General features: G+C 46.9%; 18 protein-coding genes and 2 other annotated features. Of the genes, 10 read left to right on the plus strand and 8 right to left on the minus strand.

Going from position 1 to position 19444, the window contains the following annotated elements; translation table 11 throughout:
* The first annotated feature begins 79 nt into the window (after positions 1-79).
* The 7 genes from FC82_RS16905 (at position 80) to FC82_RS10130 (ending at position 7763) form a co-directional block, all read left to right on the plus strand.
* Positions 80-274: a hypothetical protein gene (locus FC82_RS16905; protein WP_161939716.1), complete on the plus strand. Its 195-nt coding sequence runs from the start codon at positions 80-82 to the stop codon at positions 272-274.
* Position 275: 1 nt separating this feature from the next.
* Positions 276-1103: an alpha/beta hydrolase gene (locus FC82_RS10105; RefSeq protein ID WP_056996911.1), complete on the plus strand. Its 828-nt coding sequence runs from the start codon at positions 276-278 to the stop codon at positions 1101-1103.
* Between the two features lie 464 nt (positions 1104-1567).
* Positions 1568-2473 (plus strand): EAL domain-containing protein, encoded by a 906-nt coding sequence (locus FC82_RS10110; RefSeq protein WP_065101433.1) that lies wholly within the window; start codon positions 1568-1570, stop codon positions 2471-2473.
* Between the two features lie 73 nt (positions 2474-2546).
* Positions 2547-3014 (plus strand): hypothetical protein, encoded by a 468-nt coding sequence (locus FC82_RS10115; RefSeq protein WP_054761267.1) that lies wholly within the window; start codon positions 2547-2549, stop codon positions 3012-3014.
* Complete coding sequence (locus FC82_RS10120; protein ID WP_056996912.1) at positions 3007-4332, plus strand: glycosyltransferase family 2 protein; 1326 nt, start codon at positions 3007-3009, stop codon at positions 4330-4332. The genes FC82_RS10115 and FC82_RS10120 overlap by 8 nt, the downstream gene beginning before the upstream one ends.
* A gap of 388 nt (positions 4333-4720) precedes the next feature.
* Positions 4721-4959 (plus strand) — a binding site (T-box leader).
* A gap of 166 nt (positions 4960-5125) precedes the next feature.
* On the plus strand, positions 5126-6532 hold the full coding sequence (gene brnQ / locus FC82_RS10125; protein WP_054761264.1) for a branched-chain amino acid transport system II carrier protein: 1407 nt from the start codon (positions 5126-5128) through the stop codon (positions 6530-6532).
* 925 nt (positions 6533-7457) lie between these two features.
* Complete coding sequence (locus FC82_RS10130) at positions 7458-7763, plus strand: hypothetical protein (RefSeq protein WP_056996913.1); 306 nt, start codon at positions 7458-7460, stop codon at positions 7761-7763.
* 254 nt (positions 7764-8017) lie between these two features.
* On the opposite strand, the gene FC82_RS10135 is transcribed toward FC82_RS10130, so the two are convergent.
* The 3 genes from FC82_RS10135 to FC82_RS10145 form a co-directional block, all read right to left on the minus strand.
* Positions 8018-9310: an MFS transporter gene (locus tag FC82_RS10135; RefSeq protein WP_056996914.1), complete on the minus strand. Its 1293-nt coding sequence runs from the start codon at positions 9308-9310 to the stop codon at positions 8018-8020.
* Between the two features lie 461 nt (positions 9311-9771).
* The gene (locus tag FC82_RS10140) at positions 9772-10677 is read right to left on the minus strand and encodes an isocitrate lyase/PEP mutase family protein (RefSeq protein ID WP_175279872.1); all 906 of its coding nucleotides are present in this window, start codon (positions 10675-10677) and stop codon (positions 9772-9774) included.
* Positions 10664-11401 (minus strand): isocitrate lyase/phosphoenolpyruvate mutase family protein, encoded by a 738-nt coding sequence (locus FC82_RS10145; RefSeq protein ID WP_082620302.1) that lies wholly within the window; start codon positions 11399-11401, stop codon positions 10664-10666. Before FC82_RS10145 ends, FC82_RS10140 begins: the two co-directional genes overlap by 14 nt.
* Before the next feature lie 58 nt (positions 11402-11459).
* Positions 11460-11697, minus strand: a binding site (T-box leader).
* A gap of 151 nt (positions 11698-11848) precedes the next feature.
* Here FC82_RS10145 and FC82_RS10150 point away from each other — a divergent pair.
* Positions 11849-12448 (plus strand): pentapeptide repeat-containing protein, encoded by a 600-nt coding sequence (locus FC82_RS10150; protein WP_056996916.1) that lies wholly within the window; start codon positions 11849-11851, stop codon positions 12446-12448.
* A 592-nt stretch (positions 12449-13040) separates the two neighbouring features.
* Here FC82_RS10150 and FC82_RS10155 read toward each other — a convergent pair.
* Together FC82_RS10155 and FC82_RS10160 are read right to left on the minus strand one after the other, a co-directional pair.
* Complete coding sequence (locus FC82_RS10155) at positions 13041-14222, minus strand: MFS transporter (RefSeq protein WP_054762371.1); 1182 nt, start codon at positions 14220-14222, stop codon at positions 13041-13043.
* A 547-nt stretch (positions 14223-14769) separates the two neighbouring features.
* Positions 14770-15657, minus strand: a complete 888-nt coding sequence (locus FC82_RS10160) for a DMT family transporter (RefSeq protein WP_056996917.1) — start codon at positions 15655-15657, stop codon at positions 14770-14772.
* Positions 15658-15908: 251 nt separating this feature from the next.
* Between FC82_RS10160 and FC82_RS10165 the strand changes: the two genes are divergently transcribed.
* Together FC82_RS10165 and FC82_RS10170 are read left to right on the plus strand one after the other, a co-directional pair.
* Positions 15909-16709, plus strand: a complete 801-nt coding sequence (locus FC82_RS10165) for a fumarylacetoacetate hydrolase family protein (RefSeq protein ID WP_056996918.1) — start codon at positions 15909-15911, stop codon at positions 16707-16709.
* Between the two features lie 120 nt (positions 16710-16829).
* On the plus strand, positions 16830-17225 hold the full coding sequence (locus FC82_RS10170) for a hypothetical protein (RefSeq protein WP_054762373.1): 396 nt from the start codon (positions 16830-16832) through the stop codon (positions 17223-17225).
* A gap of 379 nt (positions 17226-17604) precedes the next feature.
* Here FC82_RS10170 and FC82_RS10175 read toward each other — a convergent pair whose 3' ends face one another.
* The 3 genes from FC82_RS10175 to FC82_RS10185 form a co-directional block, all read right to left on the minus strand.
* Positions 17605-18318, minus strand: a complete 714-nt coding sequence (locus FC82_RS10175) for a gamma-glutamyl-gamma-aminobutyrate hydrolase family protein (RefSeq protein WP_056996919.1) — start codon at positions 18316-18318, stop codon at positions 17605-17607.
* Between the two features lie 249 nt (positions 18319-18567).
* On the minus strand, positions 18568-19095 hold the full coding sequence (locus FC82_RS10180; RefSeq protein WP_056996920.1) for a ferritin-like domain-containing protein: 528 nt from the start codon (positions 19093-19095) through the stop codon (positions 18568-18570).
* Between the two features lie 12 nt (positions 19096-19107).
* The gene (locus FC82_RS10185; RefSeq protein ID WP_054762379.1) at positions 19108-19341 is read right to left on the minus strand and encodes a heavy-metal-associated domain-containing protein; all 234 of its coding nucleotides are present in this window, start codon (positions 19339-19341) and stop codon (positions 19108-19110) included.
* Positions 19342-19444: the final 103 nt, after the last annotated feature.

Below are 19444 nucleotides of genomic sequence, written 5' to 3' on the forward strand. Positions count from 1 at the left end.
GGTGGCGTCTGAGGTTGCGAAGCGCATCGGGTCATTTGAGTTAAAATTGAAGCCTCACTTAAAAATTGAAACTTCACTATTGAAGAGAAAGATTGATCTGTTGACGACAACGCTAATGATTTCTCGACATGACCATTCATTTGGTAAAATGGATGGTAAGCAGACTAAGCAACAGCACCAGATTGTTAACGTCATGGATAAGACTTGCGAAACCAGTCAGAAAATTGATTTTTCGAAGACCCAATTATCGAGTCCAAAAAGGGAGGCAGACTAGTATGAAATGTGTACAGTATCCACTAAAAACGGCACTGACTACGGCCACGTTGTCGGCGTATCTGACGGATGATCGCGACCTGGCAGGGGACGTTGCCAAACCGGCATTAATTATTTGTCCCGGTGGCGGTTATCGGCATTTGAGCACCCGGACTTCAGAGGTGGTGGCACTGTATTTTCTGAGCCACGGCATTCAGCCCTTTATTTTGCAGTATAGCTGTAAGCCGGTCCATTATCCGGCGCAGTTATTGGAAGCAGCAGAGGCTGTTAAAACGGTGCGTGACCACGCTTCTGAATGGCATGTTCAACCTGCACAAATCATTATTGGCGGCTTTTCTGCCGGCGGTCACTTGGCAGCCAATCTCGCCACTGCCTGGTGTGAACCATTATTGGCTCAGTATTATGCGAACCCGAAGCAAATTCGGCCAGATGCTGTGATGATGGGCTACGCAGTTGTAAGTGCCGCGGACCCGACTTCTCATCGTTGTTTTAACAGTTTGCTGGGGGATGGTGATCAAAATCAGGCATTATTAGCTGAAACTTCTGTTGATCTGCATGTTCGGTCGAACACACCACCAACTTTCATCTGGGCAACGACCACCGACAAGCGAATCTCTGTTAATAATTCGTTACAGTATGCGACTGCATTACAACACGCAAAGGTGCCATTTGCACTGTACCTCTTCCCGATGGGACCGCACGGACTTGGTATGGCAATTCCTGAGATGGCTCGGTTAGCTGATGAACCGCAACCGGCAGCCGACGTTCAACAGTGGCCAGCATTATTCTTGGATTGGGTGCAGGAAGTCGTTACGCAGAAAAAAGAGTGAGACTAATTTTGCCTTAACTGCTTAGAAAACGTCATCAGATCGAGTGGTTGACTAATCAGAAGAAGGAGAGTGGAACAAAAAAAGTTTTGGTCTCTTGGTGCAAGTTTGGTCTTGCTTTTATAGGGGGGCACTTCTGATACAGGTCTGTTTTGGTTTGATTACGAATTGCATGAGAAATCGAACAAAAAGATAAATGTTATTAAAATGTAATATTTTTCGTATTGTATTTGGCACACGTACGAAAATACAATACGGATAGTCGTTTCATTTTACCTGTGATGGCTTTTTCACCCAACAGAATTGCGGTCAATTGGCGGGCTTACACATATATATGAATGGTAAATAACGCCCTAGCATGCTATAAAATACTTAAAGTACCTTGATAAAATTGAAAAATGTCTCTATGATAATTAAAACAGAACGGAAAATTTATAGCAGTCAAACGCTGGTAGGGGGGGATTTGCTTGCTTTGGCAATTAAGCGTCAGGCTCTTCATCATTTTCTGGGTGATTTTTGCGTTTTTCGCCATTTGGGTGCTGCACTTTTTCTACGTCACTCGTAAGCGGACCAACGACTATTTTGATGACCCAACACTTAAGCTCCAGTATTTTATTCAAGAACAAGTTAATTATCGCGGTAAGGTTATTGGTTATGAATGTTTATTACGCCAACAGCATCACGACGGAACGTGGACATTACCCAAACAGTTGGCAGGGATGCCGTTGCAGCGGGTAGTGATTCTCTTGGAGGAGACATTCCGTCACTTACCAGTTGTTCACTACAGTTTGTCGATCAATCTCACCTATGAACAGATTATGGATCCAAACTTTTCGCTGTTTGTTAGGTGGGCTATTAGCAAAATTGACCCGATGGACTTAGTAATCGAATACCATGCCACACAACAACTACATAGGATTAGACAAAAACAGTTTATGCATCGAATCAGGGATGCAAAACAATATGGGGTTCGCATTGCCATTGACAACGTTGATTCAGAATTGACAAGCCTGCACAATATCGAGTGGATGCTGCCGACCGCAGACATCCTTAAGTGTTCCATGAGGGCGTTTCGTAAGGAAGACCCGAATGTTTGGCTTGATCTTAACCTTCAATTCTGGAACAAATTGGCTCGAGACCACCATATTTCCCTGTACCTTATGGGTATTGAAAACAGCGAGGACGAAGGATTAGCCGAACAGCTGCAAATCGATTTTCGCCAGGGATATTTGTTTGGTAAGCCAGTCAATGAGATCGAGACTGGAATTGAGGCGAATATGCGTGCAACAGACGCAGACGAAAACAACCAAACAGTCAAAAACGCGGTCAACGCTGGGCTCAGCTCCCCAGACGACCCCGTCAGCGGACGATAGAATTAAACAACAGTTATATACTGACCTCTTCTTTGAAAAAGGGCACTGGGGATTAAAAATTAAGGAGTCCCTAGTGGCTTTATTTGGCTTTGTTTCAGCAGTTGTACCTATTGTAATGACCGGTATTATCTTGACACACCGGTCCATTCACCTGTTCGGCGATACGATTGACCTGCGTGGTGGTGCATACACGTTCGCCTTTTTGGGCATCATTTTGCTATTTTGTTTTGCGGTGACCGCAGTGTTCGCAATTTCAATGGTGTTGATTCAAAATCGCAAACGGGATCGACTGATTGAACAGTGGCCGACATTTGATCCGTTGGACGAGCGTAACCGGGAAACTGAACTGACAAAGTTTATGACGAAACGATTTGGCGAAGAAAAATTCCGGCAGAACGTCCGGCTCTATCGTGTCCAGCCCGATCAAAATTTAGATACGCATGAGTTGGCAAAAATGGGACAGGTCGATAAGGAAAAAGTATTGGCGGAACGTCAAGCTGAACGAGAAGCCCTAGAAGAAGTGGGGGATCGGCATGCTTAACGGTATATTTTCGGTTCAATCGTTTATAGATATTATGCAATTTTTTACGCTGATTTTATGTCTATATCCAATTATTGGTTCCTTCTTTTGGTTCTGGGGAGCACTGTCTTACCGGTTCTTTAAGATCAATAAATGTGACGACTGGCACCGTATAGCCCCGGAAGAACAGCCATTTATCACCATAATGATTCCGGCACATAATGAAGAGGTCATGATTGAACAGACGATCACCTATTTATTTGAAAACCTTGATTATCAAAACTTCGAGATATTGATTATGAACGATGGGTCGACTGATCACACGTCAGATATTGTCCACCGGTTGATGAAAAAATACGATCGGTTACGGACTGTCGAAATCGTTAAAAACAAGGGAAAAGCGCACGCCTTTAACATCGGGATGTTTTTCGCAAAGGGCGACTACATCCTAAGTAACGATGCCGACACCATTCCTGAACCGGAAGCACTGATGAAGTATATGAACTTCTTCATTCACGACCAGGATATGAACACCGCGGCTGTGACGGCTAACATGGATGTTCAAAATCGAACGACCATGCTGGGCAAATCGCAGACCGTGGAATTTTCTAGTATCGTGGGTGTTATTAAACGCAGTCAAAGCGCCGTCAACGACTCAATGTACGCATACAGCGGTGCCAATACGTTGTACCGCAAGAGTTCGCTGATCGAAGTCAATGGTTTTCGACAGGATCGCGCTACTGAAGACATTAGCGTAGCGTGGGATCAACAAGTCAGCGGCAGTGTGCCGCGGTTTGCACCTAACATCATTTTTCATATGAACGTGCCGGAAACAGTTAAGGACCTGTTTCACCAACGAAAACGTTGGGCCCAGGGCGGAACTGAAGTCTGGTTGACAAACCTGAAGCCGTTCTTGCGACATCCGTTTCAGCGACGGTTTCAGATGTCCATGTTCATTGATTCCACATTGTCGATTATTTGGTCGTTTTTCTTTGTTATTACCAGTCTGATATTCGGTTTTTCGATAGTCAGTTTTCTGCTCCAAGGTGAGATGCACCTGTTACTGCAGACACTCTGCATGGTCTGCATCGTCATTGCCTTTGAGCTGATCGCAGGGACGGTGCAACTTGTAACTGCATTACTCTTAGACCACCGAGGTGCTAAACTGAAATACTTGCCGTTTGCACCGCTGTACATGCTTTATTACTGGATGGTCAATCCGTTGACGGTAGTCACGACTTTTATTCCAGCGGTCAAAACGATTTTGGGGGCTGGTTCCGGGACGTGGGTCAGTCCAACACGGCGAAAATTTTCAGAAAGTCACAATAAAAAAGAATAATTATACATTTCAAATGATGCCACATCTGTGATCTTTTTTATTCAACAGCCTAATGATTTATTGCTGAAGAGAGTGAGACAAATTGCGGTTTTGGTTCAACAATTTAAGAATCAGAACAGTCGGGTATTGCACGTTTAGCATACAGGCCCGATTATACTAACGTCACTATTTGAGTATTGTTAGGGAAAACATGGACTTTTGTCTCGTTTATTCTGTACAAAATAATTTTCAAGTGAAATTAAACGGGACAACATTCTTCCAAAAGACAGCACAGCTCTAAGATTCCGCTCCGATTGGACAGGGCCTGAACCACCGTGCACACATTAAAATAACCTAAGAAAAAAGTTGACAAGTTTCGTAATTCTGATTATGCTGGGGTCATAAATTAATAAACGCTATGAGAAAGTTGAGTAGCTGTTAGTTGTCCGCAAGCGAGCTTCGTTTGGTGAGAGGAAGTGGGACGCTAACAGCGAAAATCCCTTTTGAGCGATGTACCGAACATTTAGTAACGTACATTGGGCACACCCATTATCGTGTTAGCGTATCGCAGTTTTGCCGTACGTGAAGAGGTTGCATCAGCAATGGTGTGACAATAATAAGGTGGTAACGTGCAGAGGCACCCTTAATTTAGACAAATTGTCTGGATTAGGGGTGTCTTTTCGTTTAGCTTACATATTGATTTTTAGAAAGCGGGTGGTTTCAATGGAAGATCAGATTAGTGGTATTAGCCAGATTCAAATTCATAGATTGCAGTTTATTCAGATTTTAAAACATAGTGTGGGGGTCTTCATTTATGGAACCAGTCAAAGATTTAAATCCAAAGCCTTTAACAGGCAAACAGTATTTCGCTGTTAGTTCAATGCTTTTCGGACTCTTCTTCGGTGCCGGTAATCTCATTTTTCCAATTCATTTAGGACAGCTTGCCGGGGGACACTGGGGCATGGCGACCGTTGGGTTCTTAGTCACCGCCGTTGTCTTGCCGCTCTGTTCGGTGCTTGCCGTCAGTGTGACCCATTCAAAAGGTGTTTACGACATTGGTCGACCACTTGGACCGGCCTTTGCGTTGGCTTTCATGGTGCTGATTCACGCCACCATCGGGCCGTTGTTTGGGACACCGCGGACAGCCACAATTCCATTTTCAGTTGGTGTTCAGCCATTATTGCCCGCAAGTTGGGCGCACGTTGGCTTGTTCGTATTTTCAGCGTTATTCTTCGGGGCTGCCTTCCTTGTTTCCTACAAAGAATCCAACATCATGAACTCCGTTGGAAAGGTGCTTAACCCATTGTTTCTTGTGATGCTGTTTGTCGTTTTCCTGATGGGATTTGCGCACCCAATAAGCAGCGCTGGTGCCCAAGCAGTGACCTCGGCTTACAAACATGAGTCGTTCTTCAACGGTTTCCTGGAAGGGTATAACACTATGGATGCCTTGGCGGGACTGGCCTTTGGGGTCACAGTCGTCACCGCGGTCAACCAGTTAGGCAAAACCACGGCGAAGAGCAACGCCAAAGTGACTGCTAAAGCGGGCGTTTTCGCCACTGGCATGATCGGTGTTATCTACGTTGGTTTGATCTGGTTAGGAGCAACAACACTCGGTCGTTTCAAAGTTTCAGCTGACGGCGGAACCGCCTTTAACCAACTGGTTTCATACTACATGGGTGCCTTTGGCCACGCACTGCTGGCAACACTGTTGACAGTGACTTGCCTAACGACTGCTGTTGGGTTGATTGCGGCATTTGCTCAAGATTTCCACAAACATTTCTCACGGTTCAGCTATCGTCAGTGGTTAGGGTTCGTGGCCTTAGCGTCATTTCTGACTGCTAACTTCGGTTTGGATACTATCATCCAGTGGTCAACCCCAATGCTGATGTTCCTGTACCCATTCGCCATGGTATTGATTCTGTTATCGATCTTCTCACCACTGTTCCATCGCGACCCAGTTGTCTACTTGTTCGTCGTGGTCTTCACCGCAGTCCCAGCATTCTTAGATATGATGGCTTCCTTCCCGGCAGTCGTCAGCCAGAGCGCACTGGGTAAAGCCTTAGCTGGTTTCCAGCAAAGCGTCTTACCATTCGCCAGTCTGGGCATGGACTGGGTGGTTCCAGCAGTGGTAGGCGCAGTGCTGGGCCTAGGCGTCCACTTCTTGCGACCAGTATTTGCAAGTAAACGAGATGTGAATTCGGCGCATGTGAGTGGCAGGTAGAGTGTGGAGAAAGGCGTTTAGGGGGCGGAGCGTAAGGGAACTTGGTCGAAAAAGGCTGGGCCTGCCTTTTTTGACCAAGTTCCCTTACGCAGCAGCCCCCTGCCTTGCGAAACACGTTTCGGCAATATGGCATTAAAGCACGTCGCCAAAACAACACAGAGGGGAAAAAACAGCCAATCTAAATTTTGGGTCAAAGTGCCTTACGCAGCAGCCCCCTGCCTTGCGAAACACGTTTCGGCAATATGGCATTAAAGCACGTCGCCAAAACAACACAGAGGGAAAAATAGCCAATCTAAATTTTGGGTCAAAGTGCCTTACGCAGCAGCCCCCTGCTTTGCGAAACACGTTTCGGCAATATAGCATTAAAGCACGTCGCCAAACCAACGCAGAGGGGAAAAAACAGCCAATCTAAATTTTAGGTCAAAGTGCTTTACGCAGTAACTTCATGCCCCGCGCACCGCGTTTCGGCAATGCGACAAAAGAAACCGTCACGAAAGTTACAAAAAAGACAAAAGCACCGAATAATTAAAATGGCTTTTGCTCCGCTAACGGCGAAAAGTGACTTACTGTGGCAGAAATTTCCACACAACATGCAAGAAAATGGGCACCACGCCGCACCACGTCCACTAAGAATCATCTAAAAAGAGGTTACAAATTTAAAAAACACATAGTAACACCTAAGTAATATCCACATAGCACCACCTTTATCCATTGAAGGAAAACCGTCAATAACAGGCGATTGACCGTCATCAGCAACATCAAAACTCACTGGCATATCTGACTGTATGCTGGTGAGCTTTTTGTCGTCAAAATTAATTAAGAAGCGCGTAAGAAAGCCGTCCGACAAATGTTTAAAAACAAGCAGTCAAAGGGGGGCATGCTACAATGATAACTGTCAAAATAAGTCATGAATCGGGGGATTCTCATGTCGTTTATTGCAATTATTATCGATGCGGTTGCGTTGGCAGGCTACTTTGTCCAGCTGCACGCTGTAAGTACAGGGTTATATTGGATCGGATTTATCTTAGAGATTGTGTTGACGGTGATTCTGATTGTTTTTTGTTTTGGGTATAAGGGACGCCGTTTCCGTAATCCATGGATCTTTGGATTTTACCTTGCGACCATTCCTTACGGCATCATTCTATTTTCGACTGCCGTTAACCTGATTATGGTGTTCTTGTACGGGTTAAATGTTTTTGGCATTAATCCGTTGGTGTTTAGCGGGTATTAGAGAGTGGGGCAAAAGACGGTCTTGCTCCCCAGAATAAAAAGCGCCTCTAGTTAAAAATTCCAACTTGGATTTTTAGCTAGAGGTGCTTTTTATTCTGAGATGTGGCCATTTGTCGCACGTTTAGGCTTGATAATTAGGACGTTGCTAAATGACATTTTTATTATCTAAAGGTCCTTTTGACCGGCCTCTTTACCGTGTTTGATTATGGCGTTGACACGTAATCAAATAACCAATGTAATACCACTTAAGCGAAGCTATTTGATCGCTTTTTGATCCGTTTCCGGACCCCAAATACCAATGATAAGTGCGGCAATGATGGCCATGATGGCGATTCCATAGAAGATAAATGAAGCGGAAACTTGCGTGATCAAGAACGCTACGGCGGTTGGCATCAGCACATTGAGTAGTTTGGAAATCCCGTTTGAAATGCCGGCACCGCGGAAACGGTGGGTCGTTTCGAACAGTTCGTTGTTATAAACACTAACGACTGTGGCAACCAGAATGTATAACGTAACCGTTAAGAGGAAGCCGTTGATGAGAATCCCGGCCGTAGTTGTTTCATAGGCGTAGGCAATCCCCAAAATGGCAACACCCGCAAAGCCGCTTAAGATAACTTTTTTTCGACCGGCACGGTCAACCAACGCAGCACCAATGGCAGCGCCGATGGGTGCACCAATCATCATGATGGCTGAGAATCCAATTGAGCTGACGATGTTGATCCCGCGGTTGAGCAGCAGGGTTGGTACCCATGAGGTGAACGTGTACTGGCACAACAACGTGGCACTAACGGCAATGATGGCAATAAACAATCCATGGGCGAAACTAATGTGACTTGTAGGTTCAGCTTTGTCTGTGAATTCGTCTTCGTCGTATTGACCGCGGGAAGTCAGTTCGTTAATGATCGTTGCTGCTTCTTCGTTGCGACCCTTTGCCAATAACCACCGTGGTGATTCTGGGAAATGACGACGCAACAGCCAAAGCAAGAGGGCGAGGATGCCCATGATGATGAACATTGACCGCCAGCCGAACTTTGGAATAGCAAAAGTGGCAATCAACAGGGCGATGGGCGCACCAGCGTTAGCAACGATGGCGTTCATCCCAGACCAGTGACCACGGCGTTTAATAGGGGCAAATTCGTTAACGACCGCGTAACCGGTGACGATTTCGGCACCGAGCCCGATGGCGGCGATAAACCGACAAATAATCAACAGGGTAATGTTTGGCATGAAGGCGGCCAACAGGGTGAAGGCTCCGAACAGCAACAGGTTGATTTGATAGGATTTTTTCCGACCGAAGAAGTCACCAATGTACCCGGCAAGAATTGACCCAATAAACAGGCCAAGAAAGCCGGCCGATAAAAAGGTCGAGCCTTGTTGAATGGTTGCAAATTTCTGGGCGATCATTGTACTGTTGATGGCACTTGCCATGTATACATCCGCAGCGTCAAGAATCATGCCGGCGCTGGCGAGGGCGAACACCTTGTAGAACAGGGGTGTTTCGCGGGCGGTGTTGAGTTGTGTTTCCAAAGTGAGGGCGTTAGTTGCCATATAATAAACCTCCGTTATGTGTGTGAGATGGTGATGTGCTATGTGGATGATGCAATATGTCGACGCTTGAGGGACGCCGTTTTTGCTTGATGATGCTATTTGGTGACGCAATATGTGTCGGGAAATGATCCCGGATGGATAATGAAGATATATGTTTGGAAAGATATGGCTTGAAACGAGATGCTTTTGGGACTTGCTATGTGTGGAGAGCTTTGTGCGGAGCGATTTGTTGAGTGTTATTCTGAGAACCTATGGATTGAAACTATGTGTTTTGTGTTGCTAAATGAAACGATGGGTTGGTACTATGTGTTTTGTGTTGCTAAGTGAAATTATGGATTGAAACTATGTGTTTTGCGTAGTTAAGTGAACCTATGGATTGAAACTATGTGTTTTGTGAAGCTATGTGAGACTATGTTTTGCTGCTATGTGTTGGTGGTACTAATGTGCTATGTGTGATTTGTTTAGTCCGTCATGTACTGCGCCATGTTCTCCGGTGAGTACTGGGCATCGCGTGCATTGACTTTATCCAGTCCGACAAAGGCGTTGAACTTGGAGAAGGTGATCATCCGGTCTTCGAAATGCTTAGTCGTGCCTTCACACTGCAAGGTTTGAATCAATTGTTCTTCGGCGTAAGCCTGGGTGTAAGTCATTGCGGTTGGATGAACCACGATGTTAAAGCCTAATTTTTCTAAGTCCTCGGACTTGGTCAGCGGTGTCTTGCCGCCTTCGATCATGTTGGCCATTAACGGTGTGTCAGGGAAGGCTTCGTGGATCTGCTTTAATTCATCGATACTTCGAGGGGCTTCGATGAAGATGAGATCAGCGCCAGCAGCCTTGTAGCGACGGCTGCGTTCGATGGCGTTGTCTAACCCGTAAACGGCACGGGCATCAGTCCGGGACATGATGAGAAAATCATCGTGTTTGCGGGCCGCCTTAGCGGCAGTAATCTTAGCCTCGAGAACTTCAGTTGGCTCAACTTTCTTACCGTCCATGTGACCGCAACGTTTTGGCCAGACCTGATCTTCGATGAAGATACCGGCAGCACCGATGGCTTCGTAAGATTCAACCGTACGGCGGACGTTATCGAGGTCGCCGTAACCGGTATCTGCATCAGCGAAGACTGGAATGTTGGTGGCGTTGATGATTTCTCGGCAACGGTTCAATGCGTTGCCGAAATCACTGATGCCGCGGTCTGGCATGGCTAAGGTGGAAGCACTGGTGGCGTAACCGGCAGAGAAGATGGCCTGCGCACCGCTGTCCTCAGCAATTTTAGCTGCTAAGGCATCCGGCGCAACCATCATCCGCACGATGCGGCCGCTCATAACTTCGGTTTTAAATTGGTGACGCATGCGATCATTTTTCAGCATAGCTGGTGTCCTCCTTAAGTAAGTTTTGTAACGCAGTTTGTTGCGCTTGTAACGCTTTGTCGGCAAGGCAGCCGGTATCGAGCCAGCCAGCAATACCGGAGATCTTGGTGGTGTCTGGGTTCCAAGTGGCTAACAGGGGTAGTTCGGGTTCTGAGCTGACTAACGCCTGTAAGTCTGATGTCGTGTAGTGGTCGATGATGATGGCGTCGGCTCCGGCGTTTGCGAGGTAGTGCATCCGTTGTTGCGCACCCTCAATGCCGTAGTCCCAAATGCCTTCGAGCTTGATCCAAAGTTGCGTTGCCGGATTCTCAAGGCTGTCCTTAGCGGCCCGAGCCTTTCCCAGCAGGTCAGCTGGTGTGGTCGTCGTTGGCCGTTCCAGGTTATGGGCTGGATAGGTTTGGTCGTTTAGCATTAAAATATCGCCACCGGACCGTTCTAATTCTTGGGCCGCGTAGAAGGTGTTCAGCGGGTTGCCGAAGCCTGATTGCATATCCGCAATCAATGGGGTGGTCTTTTTTAACTGCATGTCGCGGAGAAACTTGGCGTATTCAGAAATGGTCAACAGACCGGGATTTTCTTCGGCCAAGAGAGTCTTGGTTGCGAGCGTCGCGTCCAGTAAAATTGCTGGGGTATCGCTGTTTGTTAATAAGTTAAATGTATTGCCATCGCCGGCTGCCGGAATTAACTGGCCTGGTGTTGTTTGTAATGTGTCTAGTAATGTCATTTTAGTTCCTCCTTGTAAATGCCGTAACCACGAAAAAACGCCCTTCAAAGAATAATCTTCGAAGGGCGCATTGATATGCACGGTACCACCTTGTCTTTACTACTGTTCGTAGTCTTAACGAGCATGCCCAGTGGGCAGATTCGTTGGCCTTGATAATGGCGGCACCCAATAGATACTTCAAATCGTCGCATCTATAGCTCCGAGCTTACTTTCCTGACGATGGGTCACGTTCTCACACCAACCGAACGCTCTCTTGGACCTGGGGATCAGTACTCCCTGCTCTTCATAGCTTTTAATCAACTTTTAATATACGAGTAGTGTAACCGATGATTTTCTCATTGTAAAGCCATTTTTGATAATTATTTTTGAAAGACAGCCGAAATTCCTGTTAATACGGCAAAAGTAGCGTAAACTTTTTTTCTAAAGAATGCGGATGGGAGCCATAAAATGCCAAACGAAATTGTAAAAAATGTGACCATTGGGTTGGACGATGTTGAACCCGATACGACCTACGTGAACTGTGAAGTGGGGTATGCCAATCATAACAGTGATGTGAGTGATGTGGTCTTTGATCATTGTACTTTTAAACAGACAAATTTTAGTAACGGCACCTGGATCGACTGCCTGATCAAAAACTGTGATTTCACCAACGCCGATTTTACTAGAAGTTACTGGTTACGCTGTGAGCTGCAGGATGTAAAGTTGATGGGTGCCAATTTTGGCGAGTCAGCAATCAAAAAACTCAAGCTGACGAACTGTGTTGCCGATTATTGTAACTTCAGTGACAGCAAAGTGAAGGATTTTTCTGCGATGGGCAGTCGGTTCATCGAAAGTTACTGGAATAATATCGCGTTTACCGGTAAGACTGCCTTTGCCGAATGCGACCTGACTGAGGCCGATTTTTCGGAGACTAAGTTGAAGGGTGTGGATTTGAGTTCATCGCAAGTGGCAGGCATCCGACTAAACTTGCAGTTGGCGCGCGGACTTAAAGTTTCGACATTTCAGGCGGCTGATATTTTGGCTGGAGTTGGCGTTGAAGTGATCTAGCACATTTCTAATGATTATTGGTTTAAATAAATAACTGGAGATAATCTCCTATCCATAATAAACGGTCCCATCCTAAGAGTTTGAATTTCTTAGGGTGGGACCGTTTGTATCTTGATTGTAAAGGCGGTGAGTTCAAGATTTTTTACTTATTGGATTTAATTTTTTAGCGTGGTGTTTCGTGTTTTTTGGGTGAGTATGCAATGATTGCAGAGGCTCAGTGACATAGGGTGGAAACGGGTTTACAAGGGAATGATTTTTAAGACCGTTTCTCTTCTAGGCAACCTAGCGGAAACGAGTTGCACAAGGCAGGAGGCTACCGCATAACGGACTCTGAGCCAAAAAGTCAGGTACGGACTTTTTGGCTCAGAGTCCGTTATGCTCCGCCCCTTAACCGCCTTGTTCCACTCTCTTTCACGCGATTAATCAAGGAGATAAACTTTAAAGGCGTTCCTTCTAGGCAACCTAGGGGAAACGAGTTACACAAGGCAGGGGGCTACCGCGTAAGGGACTTTGGTCAAAAAAGGCAAACCCGGCCTTTTCTGCCCAAAGACCCTTACACTCCGCCCCCCTAATCACCTTGTTCCACTCTCTTTCACGCATTCAACCTTTCCGGCTCCCTCAATATCAAGTGTCCCAACAGTGACACAATTAAAAAGCCAAGTGCCACCAAGCACACACCTGTCCAGCCAGCCTGACTCCAAGCCCAAGTCGCTGTCAGCGTGCCCAGTGAGCCGCCCATAAAGTAGCCAAACATGAACACCGAGTTGTTGCGGCTGCTTTGTTCTCGGTTCAGCGACTGGACGATTGCCTGGTTTGAAACCTGGCTGAACTGGGTTCCTAGATCCAGGAGCACAATACCGATAATCAGTCCCAGCATCCAGTGGCCGATCAACCAGAAAATGAGAAAGGCCAACGTGGAAAAGCCAATTGACATCCCGATTGTCAGTCGTGGTGAACGGTGGTCGACCATGCTGCCGATGTACGGCGCAGCGGTGACCCCGGCGATGCCCAGCAGGCCAAGTAAACCGGCAATGTTGCTACCGTAATGGTATTGGGATGCCAGATAAAACGCCAGCGTGGACCACATCACATTTGAGACGCCGAACATACAAAAGCCGTTTAACGTAGCGCCCTGTAACGGACGTTGCGTAACTAACAAATGCGGCAATGACCGGATGACGCTGAAGTAGTTCAGACTATGGTGCCCACGGGGATCCCGCGGCAGGTATCTGTGTACGACGCCAAGCAAAATGGTATCCAGCACCGCAGCAATCAAGTAAATCTGTTGCCATGGGAGCACGCTGCCCAAAAGCCCGCTGAACGACCGGGAAAGTAAAATTCCCGTCAGCAAGCCACTGAGCACGGTTCCCAGTACTTTCCCTCGTTGGAGCGCAGGAGCAAGAAAACCGGCGTAGGGGATGATGATCTGCGGGGCAACGGATGTGATACCAATCAACGTCGTGGCGACCGCGAAGATGCCCATGGTTGGCGACATGAACGCAAGCAGCAGCGCAATGATCGATAACACCATCATGAATTGAATCAGGTGGTAACGGTCGAAAATATCGCCGAGCGGTACGATAAGCAGTAACCCAAAGGCATATCCCAACTGTGTCAGCATCGCCAGAATCCCGACTACCGCTTTAGAAATTTGAAAGTCGTTGGCAATCAGAGCCTCAATGGGTTGGATAAAGTTTAAATTAGCCACAATGACCCCCGCAGTGAAGGCCATCATGAGCACGGTTTTTCGTGGTAGTACAGGTTCGTTTTTCATTATAAGACTCCCGTTTAGTAGATTTTTATTGATGTGAATCTGCTAGCACGGGAATGGGTTCTCAGTGCGTTTAATGAGCCAGTGAAACAGATGATAGGTCATGAAAGCACCTCTTTTTTATTAATTGGGTAAATCTTTTTGGCAGTCCAGAGGAGATGAGTTCTGCTAGTTTGGACTGGTGTCGAGTGGACTTTGAAACGAGAAAGAGGCCTCGATTTTTCTGCCCGTGTTTGTTGCTAGGCAACGTCGCGGATACGAGTTTTAGGAAACAGAGACCGGGTACGTAAGGACGATTAGTGACAAATCCAAGCCCAGGATTTCCCGCTAATCGTGGTTACGTTCTGGTCTCTAACTGCTTCCTGCCACTATTCTCTATGGTTACTCAGGGAGATACTTTAAAACCGTTCCTTCTAGGCAACCGAGTGGAAACGAGTTACACAAGGCAGGGGGCTACCGCGTAAGGGACTTTGGGCAAAAAAGGCAGACCCGGCCTTTTCTGTCCAAGGCCCCTTACACTCCGCCCCCTAATCGCCTTGTTCCACGCTCTTTAATTTCTTAACGTCAACCCCACGCCAATGAAAATTAGCAAGCAGCCAAAGACAAAACTCACATGCAGCGCCTCTCCCAATACTAGCCAACCTAATAAGCTGCCAACCAATGGCTGGAAGAAGAAAAATAAACCGGATTGACTGGCTTGCAGGAGTTGTAAGCCCTTATTCCACATCACAAACGCGATCGCGGTAGATACGATTCCTAGATACAAAATACCGCCGCCGACCTTTGGCGTCAGCATGACGGCCCAGTTGAAACTATGGTACACGATGAGGGTTACCGGTGTCAGACCGATTAGTGCCACCAGGGTACCAATCGTTGTCACTTGTAAGGCCGAATAGCGTGCCGGAACCTTCTTTAACAGAACGGACATCAGCGCCCAAGTGAGCGCGGCTACCGTCAGTGAGAGAACGCCCAGCGTTTGATGGGCCTGAAAATGCAGACCGCCGCCCGCGAGAATTACACCAATGGTGGCACTAGTGACTGCCAGTAGTTTGACGACCGTTAGCTGTTCTTTCAGCAGCCACGCCGCAAAGAGTGTCATAAATGCCGGGGTGGTCGCCGTGATGATCGACCCGATTTGGGCGTTGGCCAGCATGGTCCCCGTTTCCTGGAAGACGATGGAAGCCAGTTGACCGATAACTCCGATACTGATGAGCAGGTGCCAGTCTTTTTTTTCAACGTGCCAGTGTACGTGTTGCTGCAGGCCCAGTAACGTCAGGGCGACGATGGCAATCAGGTACCGTGACCACACCAATAGGAAGGGCGGCACACTCGGTACCACGACCTTAACGACGACGAACATGCCGCCCCAGATGCTGGCGGCTAATGTGAGATAGAGACTCCCAATGAGTTTTGATTTGGTACTATTTTTTTTATACATATTTAGTGAACTCCTTAGTTAGTTGGCGAATGGTCGCCTAACTGAGCTGAAGGATAGATTTGCTCAATCGAGGCTTACGCAACGGCTGGCACATCATTTTCGAATAATGGGGCATAGAGCATAGCTGGTTCCTCCTTTACTTTGAATACAGTGGTTATTATTATAGGACAAATCATTACAGATTTCACTTTTCTAAGAATTTAGTGTTAAGAAACTTGTCAAAGTGCTATTCTGATAGCGAGGTGAAGACTATGAAAATTGCCATGCGAAACGGAAAACCATTTATTCTTAAAGATGATCAACACGGCTCGGTCGTTCAAAACGCCAGCACGATTATTGACGTGCTGCACCAAAACCCGAGCAACCGACTATTAGGCGAAACTGAGGCCTTTACTCAGGATGAACTGGAACAGCCGATCAGTGACCCGAAACAAATTTTTGCGGTGGGCATGAATTACGTTGACCACTCGGCTGAAATTCATATTGACTTACCGAAAGCACCCAGCATTTTCACGAAGTTCAGCAGTTCCTTAGCACCGTCAGTGGTTGACGTGAAAGCCCAGGGCCCGCAAACTGACTGGGAAACTGAAATCGTAGCGGTCATCAAAGACGGCGGTCGTGACATCGCAGTGGAAGATGGCTGGGACCACGTTGCCGGGGTCATGGTTGGGGAAGATATCTCCGACCGGGAAGTCCAATTCCAAAACGATAACCCGCAATTTTCAATGGGGAAATCGTTTGAAAACTACGGGCCGATTGGACCTTGGTTGACCACGCTCGACGAAGTGGAAAACCTGGATGATGAAGTGATCACCACCAAGGTCAATGGCAAAACCATGCAGGAAGCCCCGTTAAGCCAGCTGATCTTTTCGATTCCCGATTTGGTTCACTACCTGTCAACGATTACTGAACTGCAACCTGGTGATCTGATCTTCACTGGGACGCCAAGCGGTACTGGGGTTGGCCATGAACCGCAGATTTTCCTAAAACCCGGCGATAAACTGACCGGAAGTATCACATCACTTGGAACGTTGAAGATGACCATTAAATAATAAGTATGTTAAAAAGCATCTAACCAGTAATCAGCCGGGGAGATGCTTTTTTAACGACTTCTAAAATATCTTCCTATCTACATATTAGTATCTTATAATACTCTTAGGGGAGATGATTTCTTGAAAAATATTGTTAAGGGCTCAACTGTATTTGTCATTGCCGCCACTTTAGGTGCTGTCGCGACTTTTGGCGGCACATCGGTTCAGGCTGCAACTTGGCATAAAGGAACGCCAAAGGTTTTTGTCGGTCAGAAATATCGTGGCAAGTATGTGAAAAGTTTGCGGAACATCGCGCGCCATTACGAACACGTTTCCGCAACGAAAACGACCTATTCCGTGTATGGTTTTCAGTACGAATTTAAGCTCAAAGGCACAACCTATAAATATGCTAATAAAACTTACTACATTCGTGGAAAGGCCTTTGGGAAAACAATGACAGTTAAAATTAGACGGCTAAGCACGACCAAAATCAGGATCTTGCCCGCAGGAAACTGGCAAACGATGACACGCTATTAAATAGGTCTGGGTCAAAAGTCTTCACAGACAATACAATTACCGTTTTGGTGCGTTCTGGCTAGCTGGCTTAGGTCATGAACGAAGACCATGGTCATATCAGCGCCCCTAGCTAAACCCTATTCGGTTAGCTAGGGGCGTTGATATTTTGGGGCATAACTTGGTGCCTCTTCCTATCTCTAAAATTGGTATTAGTAAAGGAATTCTACTAAACGAGGGGGATTCTGAAGAGATGCCTGCTCGCACTCATCTATTTGCTGTCTTTAGACTACTTGTGTCAGTTTTCTCAGCAAGCAATGTGTTATCGTTCGGGAACTAGGCGTGGCAGGGGACCCTTTAGTAAATTGCTGTTGTGAATTTCGCAACGGACATAAAAATACAGTTAACGGCCGCTTCGACACCGGTCAACAAAATCTTCAAACAAGGCGTTTTCTTCTGGCATTGTTTCATAAAGATACTCTGGGTGCCACTGAACGGCGACAACTTGGTCATCGTCCTGTGATTCGATCATTTCAACGGCACCGTCATCGGCCCGTCCGGACACCATTAAATGCGATCCCGGTTCCTTGACAGTCTGATGGTGGTTGGAGTTGACATACGGATGTGAACCTAGCAACTCAGCGGCGATCGTGTCGCCCTTAATGTTGACGTGGTGGGTCGGGTAGATCAACGGCGCTTCTTGCTGGTGTTTCAATCTTGCATCGGGTGACTGGCTTGGAAAGTCCTGATACATCGTACCACCAAGTGCGATGGCGATAATCTGGGCACCGCGACAAATTCCGAAGATGGCCTTGCCGGCAGAAAAAGCTTTCTGACATAGTGCGACTTCAAACTGGTCTTTTTTCATGGAGGTCGCGCCGATTTCGCGTATGGGTTCTTCACCAAATAGCGTGGGGTCAATGTCGGGGCCACCGAGAAACGCGAATCCGTCACAGCGGGTCACGTAGTCTTCAGCAAGTTCCGGGTTATTGCATGGCAGCATGACAGGGATTCCGCCAGCTGCAATGACCGCCTGCATGACGTTATCGTAAGCATAGTCGCGAAAGCCGAGGTCTGTTTTGACCGTGTCAGCTGGCATTCCGATTAATGGTTTCATTATGATCACTTCTCAGTTCGTTTTAAGAATAGGATACGCCTAAACGAGGTATGGGCATAGATAGTTGTGAAAAATGCTGGTACAAATTGGTTAATGACTGACGCAGAAGCGGACCATTTACAAACCCGGGTTTGTAAAATAGGCCGCTTCTTTGCAAGCCTTTGGGTTGTAGCACTTATTTCGGCTCAGTTGCCTAGAAAACGTGGTATTGCAGTCATTTCCGGCAGGCACTTCTGCCCCGCACTTTGGTTATTCCGGTTTGTCGATGCCATGTCCCAAAGCGTCTTCTAGGAGGCGGACAGCATGGTTATTCTCGCCAAAAATCTGAGTTAGATAGGCGGCCATCGCAGGCCGGCTTTCTTTTTTTGCTAGGGTAATTGCCCGGGTCACGAACAGATTCTGTGTGTTGTAGTCTTTGATGGTCGCGGTTAATACGGTTTCGGTGTCATGGTATTTTAAGCGGCCGTCCTCATCCAGCATCGCGTACGTCTTGTATTCAGCGGTGGTCGAGGGTGGCAATTGTCCCTCATCGAGCAGGACGTCAGCAAGATCGTCATAGGTTTGCCGTGCCCGTGCAATCAGGGTGGTGTACAGCGGCTTGATTGCCGCACTTGCGGGACCCTTCAAGAACCACTTGGCTTGGTGAAGTTTAGTTATATGGACGTTTAAATTAGCCACAATGTGTCCGGCCATTGCGCCAGCAGTTGGTGTGTGGTGGTCGGTGTCGGCCTGTTTGATTTCGGTCTGGTAAGCTGCTTCAATTTGGTCTGTTGTCACAATAATTCCTCCCTAGGCTTCTGTCTTAATCTTGACACTTTTGACGGTGTAACCAAGTTTGCTGACCACTTCGACGAGTTGATCAGCGGTGGTTTGGCGTTCGTTAAAATCAATTTTGATCTTGCTGGCGTTGAAGCGTACCTGAACCTTTTCAGTTCCAGGGTGTTTTGAGACAGCACTTTGAATCTTGGTCATGCAAGAGGGACAGGTGAGTGTGTCGAGTTGTAAAATAGCACGTTTTGTCATGGTAATAACCTCCAAGTTGTTTTGAATAGATTTAGTTTAACGGGCTTGGCGTGAATTTAACTTGATCCAGGTCAAGTTCAGCCTTTTTTTTAACACGATTTAG

It is taken from the genome of Secundilactobacillus collinoides DSM 20515 = JCM 1123, from assembly GCF_001435975.1.
In the GTDB taxonomy this organism is placed as follows: domain Bacteria; phylum Bacillota; class Bacilli; order Lactobacillales; family Lactobacillaceae; genus Secundilactobacillus; species Secundilactobacillus collinoides.